Annotated in this window: 16 protein-coding genes; 8 read left to right on the top strand and 8 right to left on the bottom strand. The window is 62.3% G+C overall.

All coding sequences use genetic code 11. The annotated features are described in order from the left end of the window. Window positions 1-236: 236 nt before the first annotated feature. From xseA to OHL11_RS05165, 3 genes are all read right to left on the bottom strand, one after another. A complete protein-coding gene (xseA, locus tag OHL11_RS05155; protein ID WP_263370402.1) occupies window positions 237-1,811 on the bottom strand; it encodes an exodeoxyribonuclease VII large subunit in 1,575 nt (524 codons plus the stop codon). A gap of 39 nt (window positions 1,812-1,850) precedes the next feature. Beyond that, window positions 1,851-2,231, bottom strand: a complete 381-nt coding sequence (locus tag OHL11_RS05160) for a response regulator (RefSeq protein WP_263370403.1) — start codon at window positions 2,229-2,231, stop codon at window positions 1,851-1,853. Between the two features lie 217 nt (window positions 2,232-2,448). After that, on the bottom strand, window positions 2,449-3,165 hold the full coding sequence (locus OHL11_RS05165) for a tetratricopeptide repeat protein (RefSeq protein ID WP_263370404.1): 717 nt from the start codon (window positions 3,163-3,165) through the stop codon (window positions 2,449-2,451). A gap of 348 nt (window positions 3,166-3,513) precedes the next feature. On the opposite strand from OHL11_RS05165, the gene OHL11_RS05170 reads away from it, so the two are divergent. Next, window positions 3,514-4,305, top strand: coding sequence for a GvpL/GvpF family gas vesicle protein (locus tag OHL11_RS05170; protein WP_317890622.1), 792 nt, complete (start codon window positions 3,514-3,516; stop codon window positions 4,303-4,305). 71 nt (window positions 4,306-4,376) lie between these two features. Here the strand turns inward: OHL11_RS05170 and pgsA are convergent, their stop codons facing one another. Next, window positions 4,377-5,042, bottom strand: a complete 666-nt coding sequence (gene pgsA / locus OHL11_RS05175) for a CDP-diacylglycerol--glycerol-3-phosphate 3-phosphatidyltransferase (protein ID WP_263370487.1) — start codon at window positions 5,040-5,042, stop codon at window positions 4,377-4,379. Window positions 5,043-5,275: 233 nt separating this feature from the next. Here pgsA and OHL11_RS05180 point away from each other — a divergent pair, with 233 nt between their 5' ends. Continuing rightward, window positions 5,276-8,683 (top strand): Ig-like domain-containing protein, encoded by a 3,408-nt coding sequence (locus tag OHL11_RS05180; protein WP_263370405.1) that lies wholly within the window; start codon window positions 5,276-5,278, stop codon window positions 8,681-8,683. A gap of 151 nt (window positions 8,684-8,834) precedes the next feature. Here the strand turns inward: OHL11_RS05180 and OHL11_RS05185 are convergent, their stop codons facing one another. Beyond that, entirely contained in the window at window positions 8,835-10,145 is a 1,311-nt protein-coding gene (locus OHL11_RS05185) for a Glu/Leu/Phe/Val family dehydrogenase (protein WP_263370406.1), read from the bottom strand. A 334-nt stretch (window positions 10,146-10,479) separates the two neighbouring features. Here OHL11_RS05185 and OHL11_RS05190 point away from each other — a divergent pair, with 334 nt between their 5' ends. After that, on the top strand, window positions 10,480-10,635 hold the full coding sequence (locus OHL11_RS05190; RefSeq protein WP_263370407.1) for a hypothetical protein: 156 nt from the start codon (window positions 10,480-10,482) through the stop codon (window positions 10,633-10,635). A gap of 50 nt (window positions 10,636-10,685) precedes the next feature. Continuing rightward, window positions 10,686-12,263, top strand: a complete 1,578-nt coding sequence (gene trpE / locus OHL11_RS05195) for an anthranilate synthase component I (protein ID WP_263370408.1) — start codon at window positions 10,686-10,688, stop codon at window positions 12,261-12,263. Between the two features lie 86 nt (window positions 12,264-12,349). Here trpE and OHL11_RS05200 read toward each other — a convergent pair whose 3' ends face one another. Next, complete coding sequence (locus tag OHL11_RS05200) at window positions 12,350-15,040, bottom strand: TonB-dependent receptor (RefSeq protein ID WP_263370409.1); 2,691 nt, start codon at window positions 15,038-15,040, stop codon at window positions 12,350-12,352. Window positions 15,041-15,264: 224 nt separating this feature from the next. On the opposite strand from OHL11_RS05200, the gene argG reads away from it, so the two are divergent. Next, window positions 15,265-16,596: an argininosuccinate synthase gene (gene argG, locus OHL11_RS05205; RefSeq protein ID WP_263370410.1), complete on the top strand. Its 1,332-nt coding sequence runs from the start codon at window positions 15,265-15,267 to the stop codon at window positions 16,594-16,596. 132 nt (window positions 16,597-16,728) lie between these two features. Here argG and OHL11_RS05210 read toward each other — a convergent pair whose 3' ends face one another. Beyond that, a complete protein-coding gene (locus tag OHL11_RS05210; protein ID WP_263370411.1) occupies window positions 16,729-17,226 on the bottom strand; it encodes a hypothetical protein in 498 nt (165 codons plus the stop codon). A gap of 142 nt (window positions 17,227-17,368) precedes the next feature. Between OHL11_RS05210 and OHL11_RS05215 the strand changes: the two genes are divergently transcribed. From OHL11_RS05215 to nusB, 3 genes are read left to right on the top strand one after another with little or no spacing between them, the layout of a single operon-like run. Next, window positions 17,369-18,364: a carboxypeptidase-like regulatory domain-containing protein gene (locus OHL11_RS05215; RefSeq protein ID WP_263370412.1), complete on the top strand. Its 996-nt coding sequence runs from the start codon at window positions 17,369-17,371 to the stop codon at window positions 18,362-18,364. Window positions 18,365-18,397: 33 nt separating this feature from the next. Beyond that, the gene (ribH, locus tag OHL11_RS17230) at window positions 18,398-19,246 is read left to right on the top strand and encodes a 6,7-dimethyl-8-ribityllumazine synthase (RefSeq protein WP_317890623.1); all 849 of its coding nucleotides are present in this window, start codon (window positions 18,398-18,400) and stop codon (window positions 19,244-19,246) included. Beyond that, window positions 19,246-19,671 carry a transcription antitermination factor NusB gene (gene nusB / locus OHL11_RS05225; RefSeq protein WP_263370413.1) on the top strand — a complete coding sequence of 142 codons (426 nt, stop codon included), beginning with the start codon at window positions 19,246-19,248 and terminating at the stop codon, window positions 19,669-19,671. The genes ribH and nusB overlap by 1 nt, the downstream gene beginning before the upstream one ends. A 143-nt stretch (window positions 19,672-19,814) precedes the next feature. On the opposite strand, the gene OHL11_RS05230 is transcribed toward nusB, so the two are convergent. Continuing rightward, complete coding sequence (locus OHL11_RS05230; RefSeq protein ID WP_263370414.1) at window positions 19,815-22,223, bottom strand: hypothetical protein; 2,409 nt, start codon at window positions 22,221-22,223, stop codon at window positions 19,815-19,817. Window positions 22,224-22,304 lie beyond the last annotated feature (81 nt).

Consider the following 22,304-nt stretch of genomic DNA (forward strand, 5'->3'; position numbering starts at 1 on the left):
TATCGGTCTCTCCTGCGACGCTTCATTGTACGAAGTTGTGATGCGGGAATGGTGCGCGGGGGGCGAGGTTGCCTGCCACTCCTGTCATGCCTCCCCCCATCACTGTCATCCTTCGCGTTTCTCAGTTGACAGTGGCTTGAGGGTGTCCTTTGGATCTCCTCGGGCATCGTGCAAACCCATGTCTCAAAAAGCGAGATGTGGGGCACCCGTTCTTCCTGGTGTGAGAGTGGGGTAGCCTATTCCGAATACTCGACGCGGGCGCGGACGCGGCCTTCGCCGAAGCGCGCCACGATGCCCTGGCCGGAGTGCAGTTGCGCGGCCTTGCGCACCAGCTTGCCTTCGCTCGTGTAAACCAGCGAATATCCGCGTTCGAGCACAGCGAGCGGGCTCAGCGCGCCCAGCCGCAACGCTGCGCGATCAAGCTGCGTTTGGCGCTGGTCGATCATCTTCGCGCGCTGCTGCTCGAGCCGCGCTGTGAGCGCTTCGAGGCGGCTGCGATCGCCAGCGAGCTTCAGCGCGGGATGGTGTCGGCGCAGTGTCGCTTCCAGGCGGTCCAGCTGCGAGTGCTGCTTGCGAACGCGCTGCTGCACGGCGTTCTCGGCACGGTAGTCGAGCTCATCAACACGCTGTGCGCGGCGGCGCAACAGGTCTTCGATGCGACCGACGAGCCGCTGTTCGCCGAGCCCGGCGAAGCGTTGGCGAGCGCGCAGAAGCTCGTAGCGGCTCGCACGCTGCAGGCGTTGCGTCAGGCGATCGACCTGCTCCTCCACGCGATGTTGCGCGGCCGTGAGCAATTCGGCTGCGGCAGAAGGCGTGGGCGCGCAGACGTCTGCCGCGGCGTCGGCGATCACGCAGTCCGGCGCGTGGCCGATGCCGGTGATGACCGGCACGCTGCAGGCGGCGATGGCGCGCGCGACCTCCTCGGCGTCGAAGCCGTGCAGGTCCTCCCAGCTTCCTCCGCCGCGCGCGACGAGCACCACGTCCACCCGCTCAGGATGCGCGGAGAACCAGCGCACGCCGGCGGCCACTTCGGCAGGGCAGTTCGGCCCCTGAACGGCGGCGTGATAAACGAGCAGATTGACCGCAGCATGGCGTCGTCGGCAGACCTTGACGATGTCGCGCAACGCCGCGCCCTGCAGGCTGGTGACGATGCCAATGCAGCGCGGAAACGCGGGCAGCGGGCGCTGGCGGTCGAAGAGCCCCTCGCGGCGCAGGCGCTCCTTGAGCTGGCGCACGGCCTCGAGCATCGCGCCCAGGCCGACCTGCTCCATGCGCTCGGCGACCATCTGCATCTGGCCGCGCGCTTCGTAGATGCTGAGCGAGCCGGTGATGCGGACGGCATCGCCGTCCTTGGGGCGGAACTTGACGCGCATGGCCTCGCGGCGGAACATGACGATCTGCAACTGCGCGCCGTTGTCCTTGAGCGTGAAGTAGCAGTGGCCGCTCGTCGCCGGACGCCAGTTGGAGATTTCGCCTTCGACGGTGACACTGCCGAAGCGGTTCTCGACGAGGCCGCGAACGCGGCTGATGAGTTGCGAGACGGAGAAGACGGCCGGCTCGGGTGCTGGCGGAGGTGTCGGGGGTTCGAATCCCTCCCTGTCCGCCACGTTCGCCACCGGGGCGAGAGCGGACTTCTTTTCGACGATGACCGCCGGAGGCTCCTCCGCAAACAGCGCCTCGCCAAACAGCGCCTCGCCAAACAACGAGGGCATCGCCGGAGCGTTGGAACGGGCTTTCTTGCGCGCGCCTTTTTTCAGCCAGAGATCGGCTGCGGTCGGCACTGCATCCGGATTGCGGGAGTCCTCGGCCATCGCGTTCCAGTGTACGCGCGGTGGCCGGAGGAATTGCGCCTAGGCGGCGGAGGCTTCGAGCAGATCGCGCGTCTCGCGCAGCAGTTCAACGGGCGGGCAGGGCTTGGCCAGCAGCTTGATCTGGCGCTTGGTACGCTGCGCGTGCACATGCACTTCGCGCATATTGCTGGCGTAGGCGGAGAACATCATCACCTTGCACGAGGGCATCTCGGCGTGAAGCTTCTCGAGCAACGAAAGGCCGTTTTCTTCAGGCATCGTCACGTCGCAGAGCACCATGGAGGGCGCGAAGATGCGCGCTGTCTCCAGACCGGAGGCGGCCGAGTAGCAGGCCTGGCTTTCGTAGCCGTTGGCGCTGTAGATCAGGCTCACGGTGTCGGCAACAAGACGATCGTCATCGACGACAAGAATGCGGTGTTTCATAGGGCCCATCACGCTTTCCCTGATTTTGAGGGTCAGTTGTTTGTTCTTGCGTGAACTACGGCGATGCGCTCTGACGATCGCGAGGAGTGAAGCTTAGTAAACGCCCGTCTCCCGAAAAAATCCAGTGGAATTGTGTCAGGTCACGAGAAATTGCAAAACTGTCACACAAGCAAAGGAAAAGGCCGCCCGAAGGCGGCCTTTTCCGGAGGAGAGCGGTTTACTTCTGTGCCAGACGGCTCGCTGCCACCTGACCAGCCGGTCCGGGGTTGCCCTTGGCATCCTTGTCGGAGTCCTTGAGCTGAGCGTAGATCTTCTTGGCTTCAGCCGGCTTGCCCTGCGACTCGTAAAGCTCTGCAAGCTGGATCTGAGCGAGACCACCGGGGACCGTGGCAGCCTTGCTGGTCGAGAGCTCGTTGTAGAGCGCAATCGCGTCGGCGTCGCGGCCGGTCTGCTGATCAAGCTGCGCGAGCGCGAGCTTGGCGAGAGCGGCGACATCGCCGTTCCAGCTTCCCGAAGCCTGCTTCAGGGTGGTCTCGGCCGAAGCGTTCTGGCCCTGCTCGATGAGCGAAACACCCTGGAAGTATCGGGCGAGCTTGCCGGGCTTGGTCATGCCGTACTGGTCTGCCACTGCCTGGAAGGCCGAGGAGGCTTCGGCGGCACGGGCCTTCTGATCGGAGTACGTCTTTACTCCCGGAGGAACCTGCTGGCCGGGCTGCGCGATCGGCGTCTGGTAGATCGACATAGCGTTGCCGAAGGCCGTCTGTGCGGCTTCCGTACGCTTCTGGAACACCGTAAAGCCGATGGCAATGACCGCGACGAGCACGACGACCGCAATCAAGGTGGCGACGAGCGCCTTGCGGTTGGACTCACCGATGGGGAGACCGTTGTTCAGCGATGTTTCGAGGGAGTTGATCTGGTTGCTTACGTTGCTCAAGTCGTTGCTCTCGATGGATTTCTTTGCCCCGCCGTCGGATCTTGACCCGGGCGGCTCCCGCAGCGCTGCAGAACTGACGCTTTACCGCGGGCGTGGCATCGCTCTCAAGTGTATCAGCCACAGCCGATGGACTCCGGTAGATGCCAGAAAAGGCCATTATTAGAGCGGTTTTCCGAGGTGTCTGGCAGCGACATTTTCTGCTTGCCAATCGCTAATCGGCACGCATAGTATCCGACACGCAATGGGACATTTGCACTATGTCGCAAATTTGTCCGGTTGCGCTCGACCGCTGGCTGTTTCCAACGTTTGAGGCCATTGAGTAGTACCAGACAAATCGCTGCATGAGCAATGTACTCCGCAGCAGAAGAAGCACAGGGAGCAACCGAAACCATGGCGTGGTATGCCTATTGCATCGCAGAACGTAGTGCCTTTCCGGAGTTAGCCCGTCACCGTCGTCCGATGCCTTTGCCGAACGTGACCGGACTTTTCGGAAACCAGACCTTCCTCTTCCCCGCAGCCGACCTGACGGTGATCGTCAGCGAACATCTTCCCGAAGATACCGCCCGCCTCGCAGGCCCTGAAGCTTCTGCCGCCTGCCGCGAGCACGCCAATGTGATCGCGACCGCTTTCAAGCGTTCCACGGTGCTGCCCTTCCGTTTTGCCACCACTTTCCAGGACGACGATGCGTTGCGTCGCTCGGTGCGCTCCAACCAGCGCCACTTCATGGCGAACGTTGAACGTCTGCGTGGCAAGGCTGAGATGCACCTGAAGGTGCTGGTGGACGACGTTTCGAACGAAGCACGCGAGCAGGGCAGCGTTTCTGCGGCCGCTGGTCAGCAGTATCTCGCGCAGATGCGTGAGACGGCGTCGCGCCAGCGCGAGCGCCAGTCCAAGGCCCGCGCATTGACGCTGCAGATGAACCGCATGTTCCTGCCGCTGGAAGAAGAGATCACCTGCAAGCGCATGGACTCCGGCAAGATGCTTATCGACATCGCGCACCTGGTCGACAAGAGCACGGTGGAGCGCTACCAGAACAAGTATTCGACCGCGACGAAGGAGCTGAAGGACCTGGCCATGCAGCTTTCCGGTCCCTGGCCGCCGTATCACTTCGTGCAGCGCGAAACGCGGACCCACGCTTAGGCAAAAGCTTTCGCTGAGCAACTGGAAGGGCGGCCCTCGGGCCGCCCTTCTTGCGTCTGGAGATTCGAGAACTACTTGACGGCGGTGCTGGCCGGTTCGACAGCCTTCTTCTTGCGGCTGAGCACGCTGGTGCGGCGCTTGCGGCGGCTGGAGCTGGCATGCTCGATCTTGTTCCAGAAGGCCACGAAGTAATCCACGGCAGAGATGATCGAGACGATCGTCATCCAGTAGGTGGCCGTCACGGCGATCAGGTGGACGCCGATCGGGAAGCCCCACCAGTTCCAGTAATCCCAGCGGTGGTTCAGAATGACGGCGACCACGGCGACGATCTGGATCACCGTTTTCAGCTTGCCGATCTCGCTGGCGTCGATGGTGAAGCCTTCGCTGGAGGCGATGGAGCGCAGACCTGTGACAAGAAATTCACGACCGATCACCAGTACGGCGATCCACGGCACCATGATGCGCGGGTTATAAGCCACCAGCAGAATCAACGCGGCGGTGACCATGAGCTTGTCGGCCAGCGGGTCGAGCAGCATACCGATCGTGGTGATCTGTCCTCGTTTGCGGGCCAGGTAGCCGTCGAGGCCGTCGGTGATGGAGGCCAGAATGAAGACGCCGGCGGCGATAAATTCCTGTTGGCCGTTCGCGCCACGCAGCGGAAAATGCGGACTCAACACCCAGATCAGCAGCGGGACGGCTGCGATGCGGGAGAGCGTAATGGAGTTCGGCAGGTTCACGGCGAGGCAGCGTTTCGTGCGCGCAAAGGCAACAACGGCAAACACAGTCATTCTGCCACATCAAACGTCGGAGCGTTGGCGCGTGTGTACGCAAATCCTCGCGAAAGCTCGTCTTTACAGGGAGAGAACCTCACCCGTATCCTAGCAACACCTTTTCAGGCCAACCTTTTATGCTGACCCCTTCTTCCGCCCGCCGTTTTGCCGCTCGCTGGATGCCAGCGGCCCTGTGCACCTTGGCCTCTGTCGTTGGCACTGCGGCCTCTGCGCAGACCACCTGCGTCAGCACACCGACCACGATCTCCGGCACCGTCTACACGCCGAACGGCACGGACCCGCTGCCCAACGTGCTGGTCTACGTGCCGACGGCTGGCACGACGTTGCCGACGCTGACCGATGGTGTAGACACCGTGAATGGATGCGCGGCGGTGAGCACCCTGGTTCCGACGACGCTGATCGCCAGCACCACTACGGACGCGAAGGGCAACTTCACGCTGGTGAACAACAATCTGTCCACCGGCACACAGTTGGTGATTCAGGCAGGCAAGTGGCGTCGCGCTTATACGATTGCGCCCACGGCCTGCGCGGTGACGAGCGGTTTCAAGGCCGTGATGCCTTCTACGAAGGATCAGGGCAACATTCCCAAGATTGCTGTTCTTACCGGCAGCGTGGATTCCGCAGAATGCGTGCTGCGCAAGGTTGGTGTGGCGGACACCGAATTTACGAATCCTGCGAACGGTGGCCGTATCAACTTTTATCAGGGGACCGCATCGACGACTTCGGGTGGTGCAAGGATCGATTCATCGACGCCCTCTGAAAGTGCTCTGGTCAATTCGGCATCGACGCTGGATGGCTATGACATGCTGATGCTTCCGTGCCAGGGCACCGATGCTGACTCGCTGGTCACAGCATCTGCAACGAATCGTAGCAACTTCGTCTCCTATGCCAACAATGGTGGTCGTGTTTTTGCAACGCACTTCAGCTATGTCTGGCTCGAGCAGGCGGACACCTTCAAATCTGTAGCGAACGGGTGGGGCAACTCGACGATCAGTGCGTCGACGACTACAAGCTATAACTCCGATATCAATACGACCTCGAACACCGTGGGGCAAGTGCTCTCCGATTGGATGTACTACATCGGTGCGAGCACAACGGCAGGCGTCATTCCCTTGTATGACTCGCGTCAGAATGTGACCTCGGTGAATTCGCCCACGCAGGTGTGGGCTACGTTTGATGATTCACGCCTCCCTGCATACAAAGGCACGGTGATGCAGTTCACCTTCGACACGCCTTTGGGTTCCACGAGTTCGCCCACGCTGGCGACCACGTTTACGAATACCCCTACTGTCATGCAACTCGGCTCTACGGGAAATAGCGTCGCTGTCAATGTGAGCAACTCCGGCAGCGGACCTGCGGATACCACGCTTACGCTGACATTCACCGCAGCTTCGGGCATCACGATCAGCGCAATCACTCCGACTAACGGCTCCGCGTCGGGTTGGATCTGCAACGTGTCTACGCTCTCCTGCAGCCGTACGGTAGCTCTAGCTTCTGGTGCGAGCGATCCCGTCGCCGTGACCCTCAGCGTGGCTTCAACGGCGTCAGTGGGCAACACGAACATCCTGACAGCGGCTCTGACCGGTGGCAATATCTTCAATGTGTCGCAGTGCGGGCGCGTTCTTTTCAACTCCTACCATGTAGAGGAACCAGCGTCCGGGAACACGAATAGGAACATCGTTTTCCCCAATGAATGCACGACGGGCACGATGACCGCGCAGGAGAAGTTCCTCGAGTTCTCGCTGTTCAATCTGTCGAACTTCGTCGCTCCTTCGAACACGGATTCGGTGCTGATCCAGGGCACATCTTCGATCACCTGGACACCCTCGACCACGACGATCTACTACGGTCATCCGCTGGATTCGACGATCCTGGATGCGACCTCGACGGTTGCGGGTACGTTCACGTATTCACCGGTGCTGGGCACCATTCCGCATGTGGCCAATAGCCCGCTGACTGTGACGGCGACGTTTACGCCGACCGATCCGAATTACATCGGTGCCACGCAGACGAAGACCATTACGATCCTGCCGGACCCGACCGCGTCGACGATCACGCAGCTTGATCAGGACATCCACTACGGCGAAGAGATCGGCTATAACAACGGCGTCGATGCACAGCTCAACGTGCTGGTGGCGTCGCCGGGTTACAACCCCGGCAACGCTGCTGATAGCGGCCCCTTCACGGTTTACATCGACTCCACCCTGGTCTGCTCGGGTACTCGTGGTGTGCCGCTCACCGGTCCGCGTGGCAACTGCCCGGACGCCAACTTCCTCGGTTGGAATGCGGGCACGCACTACATGCAGTTGAACTATGCCGGCGATACCGACTACGTGGCCTCGCAGTCGCAAGGCTATCCGGTTGTCGTCGAGCCGGACCATACGACCACGGCCGCGACGCTGGCGAGCCCGTCGGCGGCGGTCTACCAGAACGTGAACTTCAATGCGCAGGTGGCGAACACGGACATTCCCGCTACGATCGCCGTCGGCAACGTAACTTTCTACGACAGCCTGAACGCGACGGCCGCGCAGACGACCAACAACCCGAACACGACTCTCGCGACCTCGAGCATGTATGCGGTCGGAACGTCAGCGGTAGATGCGACCGGCAACGCGTCGCTGCAGTTGGCGAACCTGACGATCGGTACGCATAACATCTCGGCGTGCTATGGCTCGACGATCAACACCTCCGGCACTTACAACTTCCTGAACTCCTGCTCGGCGTCGAGCGTGCAGACGATCACGATTCCGTCCACGGCTCAGCCGGGCACGGCGGTTACGCTGGTCTCGAGCGCGAACCCTTCCACCTACGGTCAGAGCGTCAGCTTCACGGTGCAGGTGAAGACGACCGGCTCGTTTGTCGCGGTCCCGACGGGTACGGTGAACGTGCTCGATGGCTCGACAGTGTTGGGCACGCTGACCCTGGACGCAACTGGCAGCGGCATCTACACGACGGCTTCGCTCGCCGTCGGAACACATCCGCTTACCGCCGTATACAGCGGCTCCGCGACGTATACGTCGAGCAAGTCGGCGACGTTGTCGCAGGTCGTGAACACGGCGATCACGCCGGTGGGCGCGGGCTATCAGCTCATCGTCGATCCGCTGACGGTGCCGATCTATGTCGGCTCGACGGGCGTGGTGAATGTTCAGGTCGTCACGTTCTCGAACTTCAACTCCGCGGTGAAACTAAGCTGTTCGGGCCTGCCTGACCAGTCGACCTGCACCTTCGCGGACTCGATCATCGCGGTCGGTGGCGGCACGACGAAGTTGCTGGTCGGCGCGGGTGCTCCGCACAACTGCAACAGCAACACACCGTACTTCTCGGGCCTGCCAGCGCGCATGGGGCTGCCCATCCTGAGCCTGTCGATGCTGACGCTGTGCGTGGCGCGCCGTCGTCGCAAGCTGCAGGGCATCGCTCTGCTGGCGCTGCTGCTGGCCATGCCGACGGTGCTGACAGGCTGCGGCTCGGGCAACTGCACGGACTTCGGCCTGAAGCCGGGCGACTATAACTTCAGCATCACGGCGACGCCGGTGGACACGCAGTACGCGCCGAAGACGCAGTTGATGTTGATGCATGTGCATTTGTAAGGCAGTCGTAAGTGTGAAGTGGTAAGTCATAAGTGAAACGCCCCAAAAGCGTGACGCCCACGGAGGAATCCGTGGGCGTCACGCTTTTTACTTACGACTTTTCACTTACGACTTCTCACTTACAACTTTTCACTCATGATTACGACTTGCCCTACGCGTAGATGCCGCGCTGCTTCGTCGTGAACGCCACGCGATCGATGGCCAGCATGTAGGCCGCGAGGCGGTTGTTCACGTTGTGCTGCACGGCGTACTGCAACACAGCGTCGAAGCTCTCGATCATCACGCGCTCGAGGCGCTGATTCACGTCATCCTCGGCCCAGAAGTAGCCCATGCGATCCTGCACCCACTCAAAGTAGCTGGTGGTGACGCCGCCAGCGTTCGCGAGAATGTCCGGCACGACGAAGACTCCTTTGTCGGCGAGGATTTCGTCGGCGATCGCGGTCGTCGGGCCGTTCGCGCCCTCCACGAGGATGCGGCATTGCAGGCGCTCAGCGTTGCGGCTCGTGATGACGTTCTCTGTCGCCGCAGGGATCAGCACATCGACCGGCTGCGTGAGCAGTTCATCCTTGTCGAACGGACCCGCACCCGCGAAGCCGTGGATGGTGCCGCGCCTGGTCTTCCACTCGACGAGTTCGCCGATGTCGATGCCGTCAGCGTTGTAGAGCGCGCCGTCGTACTCCCCGATGCCGATGACCTTGTAGCCGCGCTCCCACAGCAGGCGCGCGGAGTGCATGCCGACGTTGCCAAAGCCCTGCACGATCACGGTGGTTTCGCTGGCGTTCATGTTCAGGAACTTGAGCGCCTGGTCGGTGACGGTAGCTACGCCGCGGCCTGTGGCTTCACGGCGTCCGCGGGAGCCGCCAAGGCTTACCGGCTTGCCCGTGACGACCGAGGTGACGGTCTGCCCCATGTGCATCGAGTAGGTATCCATGATCCAGGCCATGGTCTGCTCGTTGGTGTTCATGTCCGGCGCCGGGACGTCCTTCTCCGGGCCGAGGAACTCGATCAGCGACGCGGTGTAGCGGCGTGTAAGGCGCTCGAGCTCGCCCTGACTCATATTCTTCGGATCGCAGATCACGCCGCCCTTCGCGCCGCCAAAGGGGATGTTTACCACAGCGCACTTCCAGGTCATCCAGCTGGCGAGCGCGCGCACTTCGTCGAGCGAGACGTCGGGAGCGTAGCGGATGCCGCCTTTGCCGGGGCCGCGTGAGATGGAGTGTTGCACCCGGTAGCCGGTGAAGACCTCGACGGTGCCGTCGTCCATGGTGACGGGAATGTGCACGATGATCTCGCGCGTCGGCTCGCGCAGGATCTTCCAGATGCCTTTGTCGAGGTTGAGCTTCGTAGCCGCTTCATCAAAGCGTGCGGCCTGTGCCTGCCAGGGGTTCGTTTCCTGTTCGAGCGAAGGGGCTGCGTTCACGCGGCCGGTAATACCTTCGATCGCTGCTGCTTTCGGTACCATCGTTCTTTCTTCTTTCATCGGTGTAGCTCTACCTTTCCGCTAATAAGAACGGCTCGCGAAGCGTTGGACTTAGCATCTTTCAAAAGTGCTCGTCTCGCGCATAAAAATTGCGTTAGCCGTCGTAGGAGGCGGACGCGCTTCTCTGCTGCAATCCGCTGGATATCTCTTGCTCTTCTCTGAGCAAACGGAGGCGAGTCTACGCCCCGCGTAATATCGCCATCAACGGGTGCTGTGCGTTATTCGGTCGACGTGACCCATTTTTGACACGAGTACAACGGATGGGTTGCGCCTGTGTCGTGCGCCGCATCCAACGCAGGCAGGAGGACGTTTCCCGATGAAGCTTCGTCATACAGCCTTCGCTGTTCTGGGTAGCACCGCTCTGATGCTGGTGCTGACCGGCTGCCCGCATCACCATCACGATCACTACCCGCCGCCGCCTCCGCCGCCGCACCATGACGACGGCCCGCCGCCGCCTCCTCCGCCGCGCTAGATCGCGGCTCCATAGAAACAACACACGAGGCATCGCTATGATGAATAGCGATGCCTCGTGTTTCTTCAACCCGCTCTTCTGCGCCGGCGAAGCCAGCCAAGCGCAAACCCGCCGCTTCGGTGAACGCCTCACCCACTCCGCGGGAGTTTGCCGCATGGGCCAGGCAGCACACGCTTGTCCCCGTCACGCGCACGGTCGTCGCCGATCTGGAAACGCCGGTGTCGGCGTTTCTGCGCGTCGCTGCGGAAGAGCCGGAAGCGTTCCTGCTGGAGTCGGTTGAAGGCGGCGAGCATGTAGGCCGCTACACCTTCATCGGCATTCGCCCGTACCGCCGCATTACCTCGCGCGGTCGCTCGCTCACCCTGGTCGAGGGCCGCAAGACGCGTCACTTCGAGGGCGATATTTTTGCGGAGTTGAAGTCGGCGCTGGAAGGGCAGAGCATCGCTCGCTTGCCGAACCTGCCGCCGTTCGTTGCGGGAGCGGTGGGCTTCTTCGCATACGACGTTGTGCGCCAGATCGAGAAGCTACCGAGCCATGCCAAGGATGAACTCGGCGCGCCGGATGCGCACCTCATGTTCTTCGACGAGGTACTTGCGTTCGATCACGTGAAGCACGCGATTCACCTGATGGTGACTGCGGGTGCGCGTAAGCCAATCACGTCGGCGAGCTACGCTGACGCGGTGAAGCGGCTGGACCGCCTGGAGAAGACGCTCGCGAATGCGCCGATTCCGAAGCCGAAGAAGTCTCGCAAGCCATTGCCTCCGCTGAAGCTGACGGCGCGCACCAAGCCCGCGCAGTACATGCGCGCGGTGGATGCGGTGAAGGAGTACATCAAGGCCGGCGACATCTTCCAGTGTGTGCTCTCGCAGCGTTTTGATTGCACGCCTGCGGTCGATCCGTTTCAGGTCTATCGCTCGCTGCGCATCGTGAACCCATCGCCGTATATGTACTTCCTGCGCTTCCCGCAGCAGGGCGGAGAAGGGGAAGCGTTGTCGCACATCGTGGGTTCTTCGCCGGAGTTGCTGGTGCGCGTGCACGATGGCCGCGTGGAGTATCGTCCCATCGCTGGCACGCGTCCGCGTGGCGCGGATGAAGCCGCTGACAAGGCGCATGAAGCGTCGCTGCGCGCGGACGCGAAGGAAGTCGCCGAACACGTGATGCTTGTCGATCTCGGACGCAATGATGTGGGGCGCGTGTCGGAGTACGGCTCCGTGAAGGTGACGGACCTGATGTTCATAGAACGCTACTCGCACGTGATGCATCTGGTGTCGAAGATCGAAGGCCAGTTGCGCGATGGCTTGTCGCCTATCGAAGCGTTCAAGAGCTGCTTCCCCGCAGGTACATTGTCGGGCGCGCCGAAGATTCGCGCGATGGAGATCATCGACGAGCTTGAGCCTGCCCGCCGCGGCGTCTATGGCGGTGCCATCGTGTACGCCGACTTCTCCGGCAACTTCGACAGCTGCATCGCGATCCGTACGCTCTTCATGGACGGCGAAGAAGGCCACATCCAGAGCGGCGCTGGCATCGTTGCTGACTCCGTGCCTGAGAAGGAGCATGAGGAGTGCAAGAACAAGGCCGCCGCGGTGGTGCGTGCGATTGAGCGGGCGAGGCTGGTGGTGAGTAGTTAGTAGTTCGTCTGAGACTGCAAAAAGCCTGCGCTGTGGCGCAGGCTTTTGCTTTTCATGTGCTGACGCTCATGGCGTATGACTGACTGCTAGAAGCTATACCGCGCGCCGAACTCGATGCGGCGACCGTTGTCCGCGGTGATCGGTGCGCCGAACTGCGAGTTCAGGCCCGGGGCGGCGGTATTGCCGTTGCTGACGAGCACGCTGTTCACGCTCTGCACGTTGGTGTAGTTGAGGAAGTTTGCCGAGCGCACGTTCACGGTGAGGCTCTGCGGATGCGTGGCCTTCGGATTATGCGTAAGGGCGAAGCTGCGCTGCAGGTTCGCGTCGAGGTGCACGTTCCACGGGATCGTGCCGAGGTTGCGCGTGACCGGGCGAAGCGGCACACCGTTCACGATGGGGCCGTTGTTCGTCAGCACGCCGAACTTCGTGCGGAAGACGTTGACGTTGTCGACGACTGCACCGGGCGCGGCGTACTGCGGGCGATCGTTATAGTTGCCATCGCCGTTGTTGTCACTGCCGGTGGAGAGGTCGTAGCGCTGCTTGCCCTGCATGTAGCCGTCCATGGAGAGCGCAATCTTCAGCGGCAGGTTCACGTTGCCCTGGCCGAAGATCTGCCAGGAACCCTGGTTCGTACGCTGCACGATCTCACCTGCGTTGCTGTAGGCGCTTTGCGGCTGGAAGAAGGTGCTGTCGTTGTTGCTGTCGCGGATGTCGATGTGCACTGCGCCGATAACACCCTGCGCGCGCTTGTTCTTGAAGTTGCTGATGACCAGCACCTCACCGTGGCCGATGCCTTCGGCGCTCGGCTGTACCTGCAGGATGTTCGTGTTCGGCATGAGGGGGCGCGCGCCGTAGGGGTTGGAGTCTGTCGGCGAGTTGATGTTCACCGTGCGGGCCATGTTGAACATGCGGATCTGCACTTCCTGCACGTTCACGTTGAAGCCCTTGGGCAGGTCCTTCGCGACGCCGACCGCGCCCATGATGTAGCTCCCCGGTCCGAGCCCAGGCTGCGTGGTGCGCAGGGTGTGGATGGACGTGGCGCCTGCGAGCGGGTTGCCATAGGTGGGGTTGTAGACGAGGTTGCTGACGCGCTGGATGCCGTCGAGGCGATGCAGTTCCTCGGTCTCATCGGCGTTGTACTGCCCGTTGAAGACGCCGAAGTGCGCGTCGAGGTGCCAGGTCTGCTTCTTGTCCGGCGACCACGCTACGCCGAGGCGCGGGGCGAAGTTGCGATACGTCGCCGGATCGCTCTCGAGGAAGTAGCGCAGACCGTAGGAGAAGGTAAGGTTCGGCTTCAGCTTCATCGTGTCCTGAAAGAAGGCGACGAGTCGCGTCTGGTCGATGATGACGTTCGGGTTGCCGGCGACGTTGCTGAAGCTCTGCGGCTGCTGCGCCAGATACTGCGCGGCGGAAGCGTAGGTGTAGATGCCGTTGAAGTTCGTGTAGAGCAGGCTGTTGCGGTGGATCCAGAAGTACTGGATGCCGGCCTTGATGCTGTGCTGCTTGGTGGTCAGCACGACGTCGTCGTCATACTCCATGCGGCTGCGGTGCTGGATGCTGGGGCCGTACGTCGAGCCGCCGCCGGTGAAGAAGCCGGAGACCTGCACGCTGGGCGCAAGACTGTTGGGCGTGTAGGTTTCGCTGTACCACTCGAAGGCGAGGCGCGACTCATGCATCAGGTGCTCGCTGAAGGTGGTGACGTTGGAGCCGCGCACCGTCTGGTCGAGCCACGAGTCGTCGTAGCCGGTCTCGCGCAGCGACGAGCCGCCAACGCCGCTGTTCGCGGTGTCGTTCGCGTTGGCCGAATAGGTGAGGAAGAGGAAGTCCTTCGGCGAAATCTGGAAGTCCGCACGGCCGGAGGCTTCCCACAGCGACTTCGGCGTGGGCACGTTGTAGATCGTCGCCTGCTGATTGCCTGCAGTGTCGAGCGTGATGGCGTTCACGACGGCAAGCTGATCGATCTGGCGGTGCTCCAGCGAGAGGGAGAAGCTGGATCCCTTCTTGCGAATGGGGCCGGAGAGGTCGAAGCCGTAGCGCTGCTTGCCGAGCTTGCCTGTTGTGGGCGCGAAGGGGTCCTTCGCGTTCATCCAAGAGCTGGAGTTGGTGCCGAAGAGCGAGCCGTGGAAGGCCTTGGCGCCGGGCTTGGTGTAGATTTCCACGCGGCCGCCGTCGCCGAAGGGCGGCTCGCGGTACTCGGCGGAGAAGAGGTCGGGGTTGACGCTGATGAAGGCGATAGAGTCCTTCGGAGGCAGTTGCGCGTCGTCCTGGAAGCCGTCCACAGAGATGTGCGTCTTCGAGGGGATACCGCCGGACATCGCGCCAAGCTGCTGAAGCTGACGCTGCAGATCATCGGGGTCATCGGCGAGCGACTGCAGCATCTTGCCGCTGACGGTCATGCCGTTCACGCCGCCGGGCGCGGTGACCTGCATCAGGTCTTCGTCGGCATCGACGGTCACGCTGGCTTCGGTGGCGGGCACGAGCTTCAGGTGGAGGTCCTGCGTGAAGGGCGTGGTGAGCTTCACGGTGAAGCTCGAGAAACCTTCTGCCGAGGCCGTGAACGAGTGCTTGCCGCTGGCCACGCAGGGGAAGAGGAAGCGGCCCGCGCTGTCGGTCGTCTTCGAGGTGTGTTCGTCAAGCACCACGCGCGCATCGGGGATCAGCGCCTCGGTGGAGTCCACGACGGTACCCGCGAGCTTAGTGCAAGTCGTCTGGGCAGGCGCCAGCGAGGAGGAAGCCACGGGGATCAAGAGCGAAAGCAAAGCAAGGGTGAAGCGCATGGAGAAACTCCTGCCGAGACGGCGGGTGAACTTGGGACGGAAATCCGTCGATGTGTCGGAGTACGCAAGGCTCCTGCGATTGGTTCCCCGGTCGGATGAATATTTCGAGAAGCTCCTGTGCATTTCGCGGGCACGCCGCGGTCGTCGCACAGGGCAACGTAAAATAGAGAACGTTGTGCGTTCGCGGTTGGAACGCAAAAGTTCTCTGAGGGTAACGATCCGAAATGTCTGTGATTCTTGAACAACTGCCCGCTGGCCAGAAGGTCGGCATTGCATTCTCTGGCGGCCTCGACACGTCCGCTGCGCTGCACTGGATGAAGCAGAAGGGCGCGACCCCCTATGCCTACACCGCGAACCTCGGACAGCCGGACGAGACCGACTACGAGGCGATCCCGCGCAAGGCGCTGGAGTACGGCGCCGAGAAGGCCCGCCTCATCGACTGCCGCGCGCAGCTTGTACGCGAAGGCATCGCCGCGCTGCAGGCCGGTGCATTCCACATCACCACCGCTGGCGTCACGTACTTCAACACCACGCCCATCGGCCGCGCCGTGACCGGCACGATGCTCGTGACGGCGATGAAGGAAGACGACGTCAACATCTGGGGCGACGGCTCGACCTTCAAGGGCAACGACATCGAGCGCTTCTATCGCTACGGTCTACTCGTGAACCCGGACCTGCAGGTCTACAAGCCGTGGCTCGATGCGCAGTTCATCGAAGAGCTCGGCGGCCGTAAGGAGATGAGTGAGTTCCTCGTCGCTTCGGGCTTCGACTACAAGATGTCGACCGAGAAGGCGTACTCGACGGATTCGAACATCCTCGGCGCAACGCATGAAGCCAAGGACCTCGAACTGCTTTCGTCCTCGGCGAAGATCGTGCAGCCGATCATGGGCGTGGCGTTCTGGCGCGAAAACGTTGCGGTGAAGGCAGAAGAAGTCACCGTCCGCTTTGAAGAAGGCTTCCCGGTTGCGCTGAACGGCACCGAGTACAGCGATCCCGTTGAGCTGATGCTCGAGGCAAATCGCATTGGTGGACGCCACGGCCTCGGCATGAGCGATCAGATCGAGAACCGCATCATCGAAGCGAAGTCGCGTGGCATCTACGAGGCCCCGGGCATGGCGCTGCTCTTCGCAGCTTACGAGCGCCTCATCACGGGCATTCACAACGAAGACACCATCGAGCAGTACCGCGACAACGGCCGCAAGCTGGGCCGCCTGCTGTACCAGGGCCGCTGGTTTGACTCGCAGGCGCTGATGCTGCGTGAAGCAGCGACGCGTTGGGTGGCCAAGCCGATCACAGGCGAAGTCACCTTCGAGCTGCGTCGCGGCAACGACTACTCGGTGCTCAACACCGAGTCGCGCAACCTGACCTTCATGCCCGAGCGCCTGTCGATGGAGAAGACCGCATCATCGTTCTCGCCGAAGGACCGTATCGGCCAGCTCACCATGCGCAACCTTGACATCACCGACTCGCGCGCGAAGCTGAAGACGTACGCGCAGAGCGGCCTGATCGCGCTGGGCAAGGCTGGCGAGATGCCCAAGCTGCAGGGTGGCGAGTAGCTCAGGCGAGAGAGTCGTAAGTGTGAAGTCGTGAGTCATCAGTAAAAGCAAAACGAACCCCGCAGACGATGTCTGCGGGGTTCACTTTCGTTCTTCACTTATGACTTACGACTACTCACTTACGACTGCCTTTTACCGAATGTTGCCGTCAGCGGGATCGTAAGCCACCACGCCAAGGTCGGTAAGCTTATCGACCGTCTTCTCCACAGAACGACGGATGGCGGGCATAGCATTCGCGGGCACCTTGTGTGCCTCTTCAATCGCCACCACGCGGCCGTAGGGCCACGCGTCCTGTGGAATGGCGGCCAGAGCATCACCCAGCTTGTCGAAGCTGATGTTGAGCACCTGGCGGCGCGCGTTCACCGGGCGCAACATGCCGCCTGCGCCGTAGCTCGAGGGGTTCGGGTCGGCGAGCACTACGCGCAGCTCGAGCATGTTTTCCTGCACGGTCAGCGTGGGGTTCATCCAGTATTCCGTGGAGTGTATGGCCATGAAGCGCGACTTGGCGGGCGGGGGGATGGAGGCGAGCTGCTCGCGCTGCGAGTCTACGAGGGCGTGCTCGGCGGCCTTCGACTGCTCATTGGCCGGGGTGGGGAGCGACGGAGCGTGGCAGCCTGCGAGGGCCAGCACGAGAAAAGTTGAGAAAAAAGCGTTGCGGCGGTTCACCGCAACAGGATATCAAGGTGCGGGTTCAGTATTGTGAAAGAAGAACGTGCGTATTTTCTGCCTTCAGCCCCGTTGTGTTTGGACCCTCTTTGCTGCTGCAGTGACGATGGCGACGCTCTGTACCCCCGCGCACGCGCAACAGGCTGCTCCGCTGCCGCAGGCCCCCTCGGCGACGATCCGCGCCAGTGTTCTGGGCAACGTGGTGGACGAGGACAATGACGTCGTCCCCGAGTCTGTCGTAACGCTCTCGCAGCCATCGTTTACGCGCTCCGTGATGACCGCCGCAGATGGTACTTTCAGCTTCGCCGAGATTCCCGCCGGCAGCTACACGCTCACTGTAGCCAAGGCCGAGTGGGCGCCCGTGACGCGGACGGTGCTGGTCAGCGCTACAGGTTCGATCGAGCTGGGCGCGATTGCGTTTACGACCCCTACGGCGCGCTTCGAAGTCTCCGCGATGACGCAGCACCAGATCTCCGAAATCGAAGTGAAGCAGGCGGAAAAGCAGCGCCTGCTCGGCGTGCTGCCGAACTTCGGGGTGACCTACAACTGGGACGCTCCACCGCTGGACGCCGCGCAGAAGTTTGAGCTCGCCACGCGATTCGTCATCGACCCTGTCTCCATCGGGCTGAACTTCGGAACGGCGGGCATCGGCCGCATCAACGGCGGGTACTCGTCCTTCGGCCCGGGGGCAAAAGGTTACTTCAAGCTGGTCGGCGCGTTCACGCTCGATTCGGTGATCGGCAACGAGCTTTCTGGCGCGGTGCTGCCGGTGATCTTCAAGCAGGACCCGCGCTACTTCTACCGTGGTACGGGCACCCCGGCTTCGCGCACCTGGTACGCGATCACGCGTACGGTGATCTGCCGCAGCGACAAGGGCAAGAGCGAGACGAACTACTCGAACATCATTGGCAGCTTCGCCAGCGGCGCGATCTCGAACCTCTACTACCCGTCCACCGGCACGCGCGGCGCGACGCTGACGCTGGAGAACGGCCTGATCGCCCTGGGTAGCAATGCGGCGGGCAACATCGTGCAGGAGTTCCTCTTCAAGCGCTTCACTCCGAAGGCCAAGCGCAACCTGCCCACCGACGACGCGAAGCGATAACGCGCGCCCACGTGGAGCGGTACAATCGTCTTTATGGTCAAGGGAATTACAACCGTCGTCCAGGTGGCGACGATCGAAGTTTTGGATCGCGCGGGCAGCCTTTTTCAGGCGCTCGGATTCGAGCAGGGTAAAGGTTGGAGCCTCGAGGGAGGCAAGGGTGCGCCGTTTCTCGCGCCCCTAGGCAATCTGGAGCTGGTAGCGGGCCGCGTGCCGGCAGAGCCGTCGTTGCTGGTGGAGGTCACGCACCTCGATCAGGCCTACGAGATTGCGCAGCAGTGGGCCTCTGCCGCAGGCCGCAAGCTGACGCCGGTGACGTCGACGGGCTGGAACTCGCGCCTGTTCACGGTCGAGGTTGTTGAGGGCACGACGCTCGGTTTTTGGGAGTCGGAGAATCCGCTGCACGGTGTGCCTGCGGCGATCGAGGGCGACCTCGTCGTCACCGGGCAGAAGTACGCGATCGTGGTCGCGCGTTGGAACGCGGTGATCACCGACCGCCTGCTGCAGGGCTCGCTCGATGCGCTGCTGCGTTCGGGCGCGAAGCGCGAAGATATTGAGATCGTCCGCGTGCCGGGCGCGTGGGAGATTCCTTCCGCAGCGCGCACGCTGGCGGAGACGAAGAAGTTTGCAGGCATCATCACGCTGGGCGTGCTGCTGCGCGGCGAGACGGCTCACTACGAGGCGATCTACAACGAGGTCGCGCGCGGCATCGGGCAGTCGCAGCAGGAGACCGGCGTGCCGCATGCGTTCGGCGTGCTGACCTGCGAGACGCTCGAGCAGGCGCTCGATCGCGCGGGTCTGAAGGTAGGCAACAAGGGATTTGAAGCTGGAATTGCAGCCATTGAGATGGCGTCGATCCAGAGCAAGCTGGGAGGCGCAAAGTAATGGGAACGCGACGCAAGAGCCGCGAGCTCGCGATGCAGATGTTGTTTCAGGGCGACCTGGGCAAGCAGAAGGCCGAAGATGTCGAGAAGGTCTTCTGGGATACGCGCGACGATGTGGATGACGAGACGCGCGGCTTTGCCGATGAGCTTCATCGCATCGCCACGGTGCGCGAAGATGAAGTTGACGCGCTGATCACCAAGCACGCGCAGAACTGGCGTCTGGAACGCATGGCTGCGGTCGATCGCAACGTGCTGCGCACGGCGGTGGCCGAGATGCTCGGCTTCCCGAAGACGCCCGCTGCGGTGATCATCAACGAGTCGCTCGAGATCGCCCGCCGCTATGCCGCGCCGGAGAGCGTACAGTTCCTCAACGGCGTGTTGGATGCCGTCGGTCGCGAGTTGTTGGAGAAGCGACTGGCGAAGTAAGGATCCAGAGGTTAGCCGCAGATCCCAGCGAGCAAGACCCAAGGGTTGAGGGTGTAGGGGTTAGGGTTTAGGAAAGATCGCCAAGAGAAATGCCCTCCGTTTGGAGGGCATTTCTTGTTTTCATCATGGCGCAGGGTCCTGATTTAGCTCAGCGTCTTGCGCGGGCGCTGGACGATCAGATTCGGCGTAGCCGAGCCAGTACCGGTAAGAGCAGGCAGCGCCGGAAGGAGCTGGCTGCTGTCGGTCACGGTGGGGTTGCCGCTGCTCGGGTAGGTGACCGTGATCAGGTGGATCGCGTTGTCGCCTGCCGTCGTCAGGTAGAAGGTGTTGTTGTCCGTCGCCCACACACCAGCGGTCGGCGCGGTCGGCGTGCCGTTCGTGGTGGAAAGCGTCAGGTAGTTCAGCGTGCCTGCCGTAGCGGAGGTCGTGCTGGGGAAGTAGTAGGGAACCAGACCGTTGCCCGTACCCGTGAAGGTGACGAACGCGACCTGCGAGTTGGTCGATGCCTTCACGCCGGTGATCGCCGAGGGGACGATGCCCGCGAAGGCCTTCTTGCCGAGCGTCGAGGTAAAGGTGACGCCCGTGCTCGCCGTGGTGCAGGCCGAAGCCGTGGTGAACGAAGCGGCGTCGAGGAAGAGGTCCGTCAGGCCCGCGGTCGACGAGGCGCCGAGGATGTGCAGACCGTCCGGCGTGGCCGCAACACGCTCAGCCGCTGAGGCCTTGCTGTCTGCGATCGGCGCGTAGACATTGCTCGCCGTAGCGGGCGTGGTCGTGGTGGTCACCGTCGTCGTCGAGCAGTAGGACCGACCCTCGATGTTCGGCGAACCTCCGAAGTACGCACCCACAGCCGTCGGCGTGACCGCCACGTCGTTGTAGGTGGTGTCCGTGCCGGCGAGGGTGATCGTCTGCCAGTCCACCATGCTGTTGTGCATGAGGATGGTGTTGCCGGTCGTGGTGACGTAGACGGTGGAGCTATCCGGCGACCAGTCTGCGCGGACGCCGACGCCGTTGGTGTAGGTCGAAACCGCGCCGCTCACGACGAGCGAAACCGTCTGACGCACCGTATCGGTAACGACCAGCGTCGTGCCATCCGGCGAAACAGCCAGTACCTTGCCCGGGATCAGCGTGTTGGCCGAGGTGGTATTGGACGAGGTGGAGTAGGTCATCAGGGCGCCCTGACCACCGCTGACGGGGTCAGTGCCGCCCATGTAGACGGTGCTTCCGTCCTGGGTGATCACCATCGAGTTCGGCAGGTATGGCAGCTTCACGAGATTGCCTGTGGTCTGCGTCTGGAAGTCGACCGGGTAGATATACTGCGAGTTCGTGCTGGCCACGTAGATCGCCGTGGTGCTGCGACCGGTGGTGGTGACGGAAACGCCCGGCGAGGTGATCGGCTTACCGTTGCCGAGGTAGCCAAGCTGCGCGGTCGGCGAAGGGTTGCAGGTCGGCGGCTGGCAGACTGCGGTGATCTTCGCCGTGCCCGCGAATGCCGGGGTGACCGAACCGGTGGACGCAGCAGGCTGTGTCTGTGGCGAGGTCGACTGGTAGGTCAGTGTCAAACCGGTCAGCGTAGCGCCAGCGGTATCGACAGCCGTGGCCGTGAAGGGCTGCGTGTTGTTCAACGGCACCGTCAGGTTGGTCGAGCCCGATGCGCCGACGGGCGTCAGCGTGATCGAAGCTGGCGGGCAGACCGAGAAGAAGCCGGTGTTGTAGGCGTTGGCCGAGTTCGACAGCGTGGCCGTGACGAGCGTCGAGCCTGGCAGCAGCGCGGTAGCGACGCCGTTCTGATCAAAGCTCACCAGACCCGAGGAACCGGTGGCTGCCAGCGTGACCTTGCCGGCCATGCAGGTGATGTTGTTCGCCGCGGTCGTGGAGTTGTTCTTGTAGACGCGAACCGGAACCTGGCGCGTGCTGTTCTGCGACACGCAGCTTGCCTGGTCATAGACAGCAGCCGTAGCCACCGTGGTGGAGTCCACCGGGCAGCAGGTCGTGTCGGGATCCACGTACGTTGTGATGTCAGAGCCGGAACAGCTTCTAGCGCTCGACTGGCCGAAGACCACGCCCGTCACAACGGGGTGCACATAGACGGCGATTGCGTTCGAGGTAACGCCGTTGGACACCGCGGTGACGAACGCCTTGTACTGCGTTGTGGTAGCCGGCGCGCTGCAGGTGGTGTAGTCGGCAATGCCTGAACCGGAGTTGCGGTTCCAGGTGCCGCCGCAGGTCTGGCCGGTGGTGGGGTTGATGTCCGCCAGCGCCATGTTGCTGGTGCCGTAGGTCACGGAACCCAGGCCCACCGTGGAGCCCTTGCAGTCGTAGCCGGTGGCCGACAGCGTCGTACCCATCTGGCCGTAGTTCAGCGAAATGCCGGTCGCGGTCAGCGACGGGGACAGCTGAATCGACGCGAGATCACCCACCTTCGGGCCGGAGTCGCCCGAGTTGCAGTACTGGGTGGTGGTGGACTTTTTGCCGCAACCCACAACCGAAACGCCCATGGGCAAGCCCACGAAAAGAACCACGGCCAGAGCTAGCAACCGCTGGGTAATACGCATCGAAAACAACCGCACTTAGAAAACCTCCCCGCTCAATCGGAGTTCGACTGAACGGTGCAAAATCTGCACAACAGCACACAA

Origin of the sequence: Granulicella cerasi (assembly GCF_025685575.1) — a bacterium.
Taxonomy (GTDB): domain Bacteria; phylum Acidobacteriota; class Terriglobia; order Terriglobales; family Acidobacteriaceae; genus Granulicella; species Granulicella cerasi.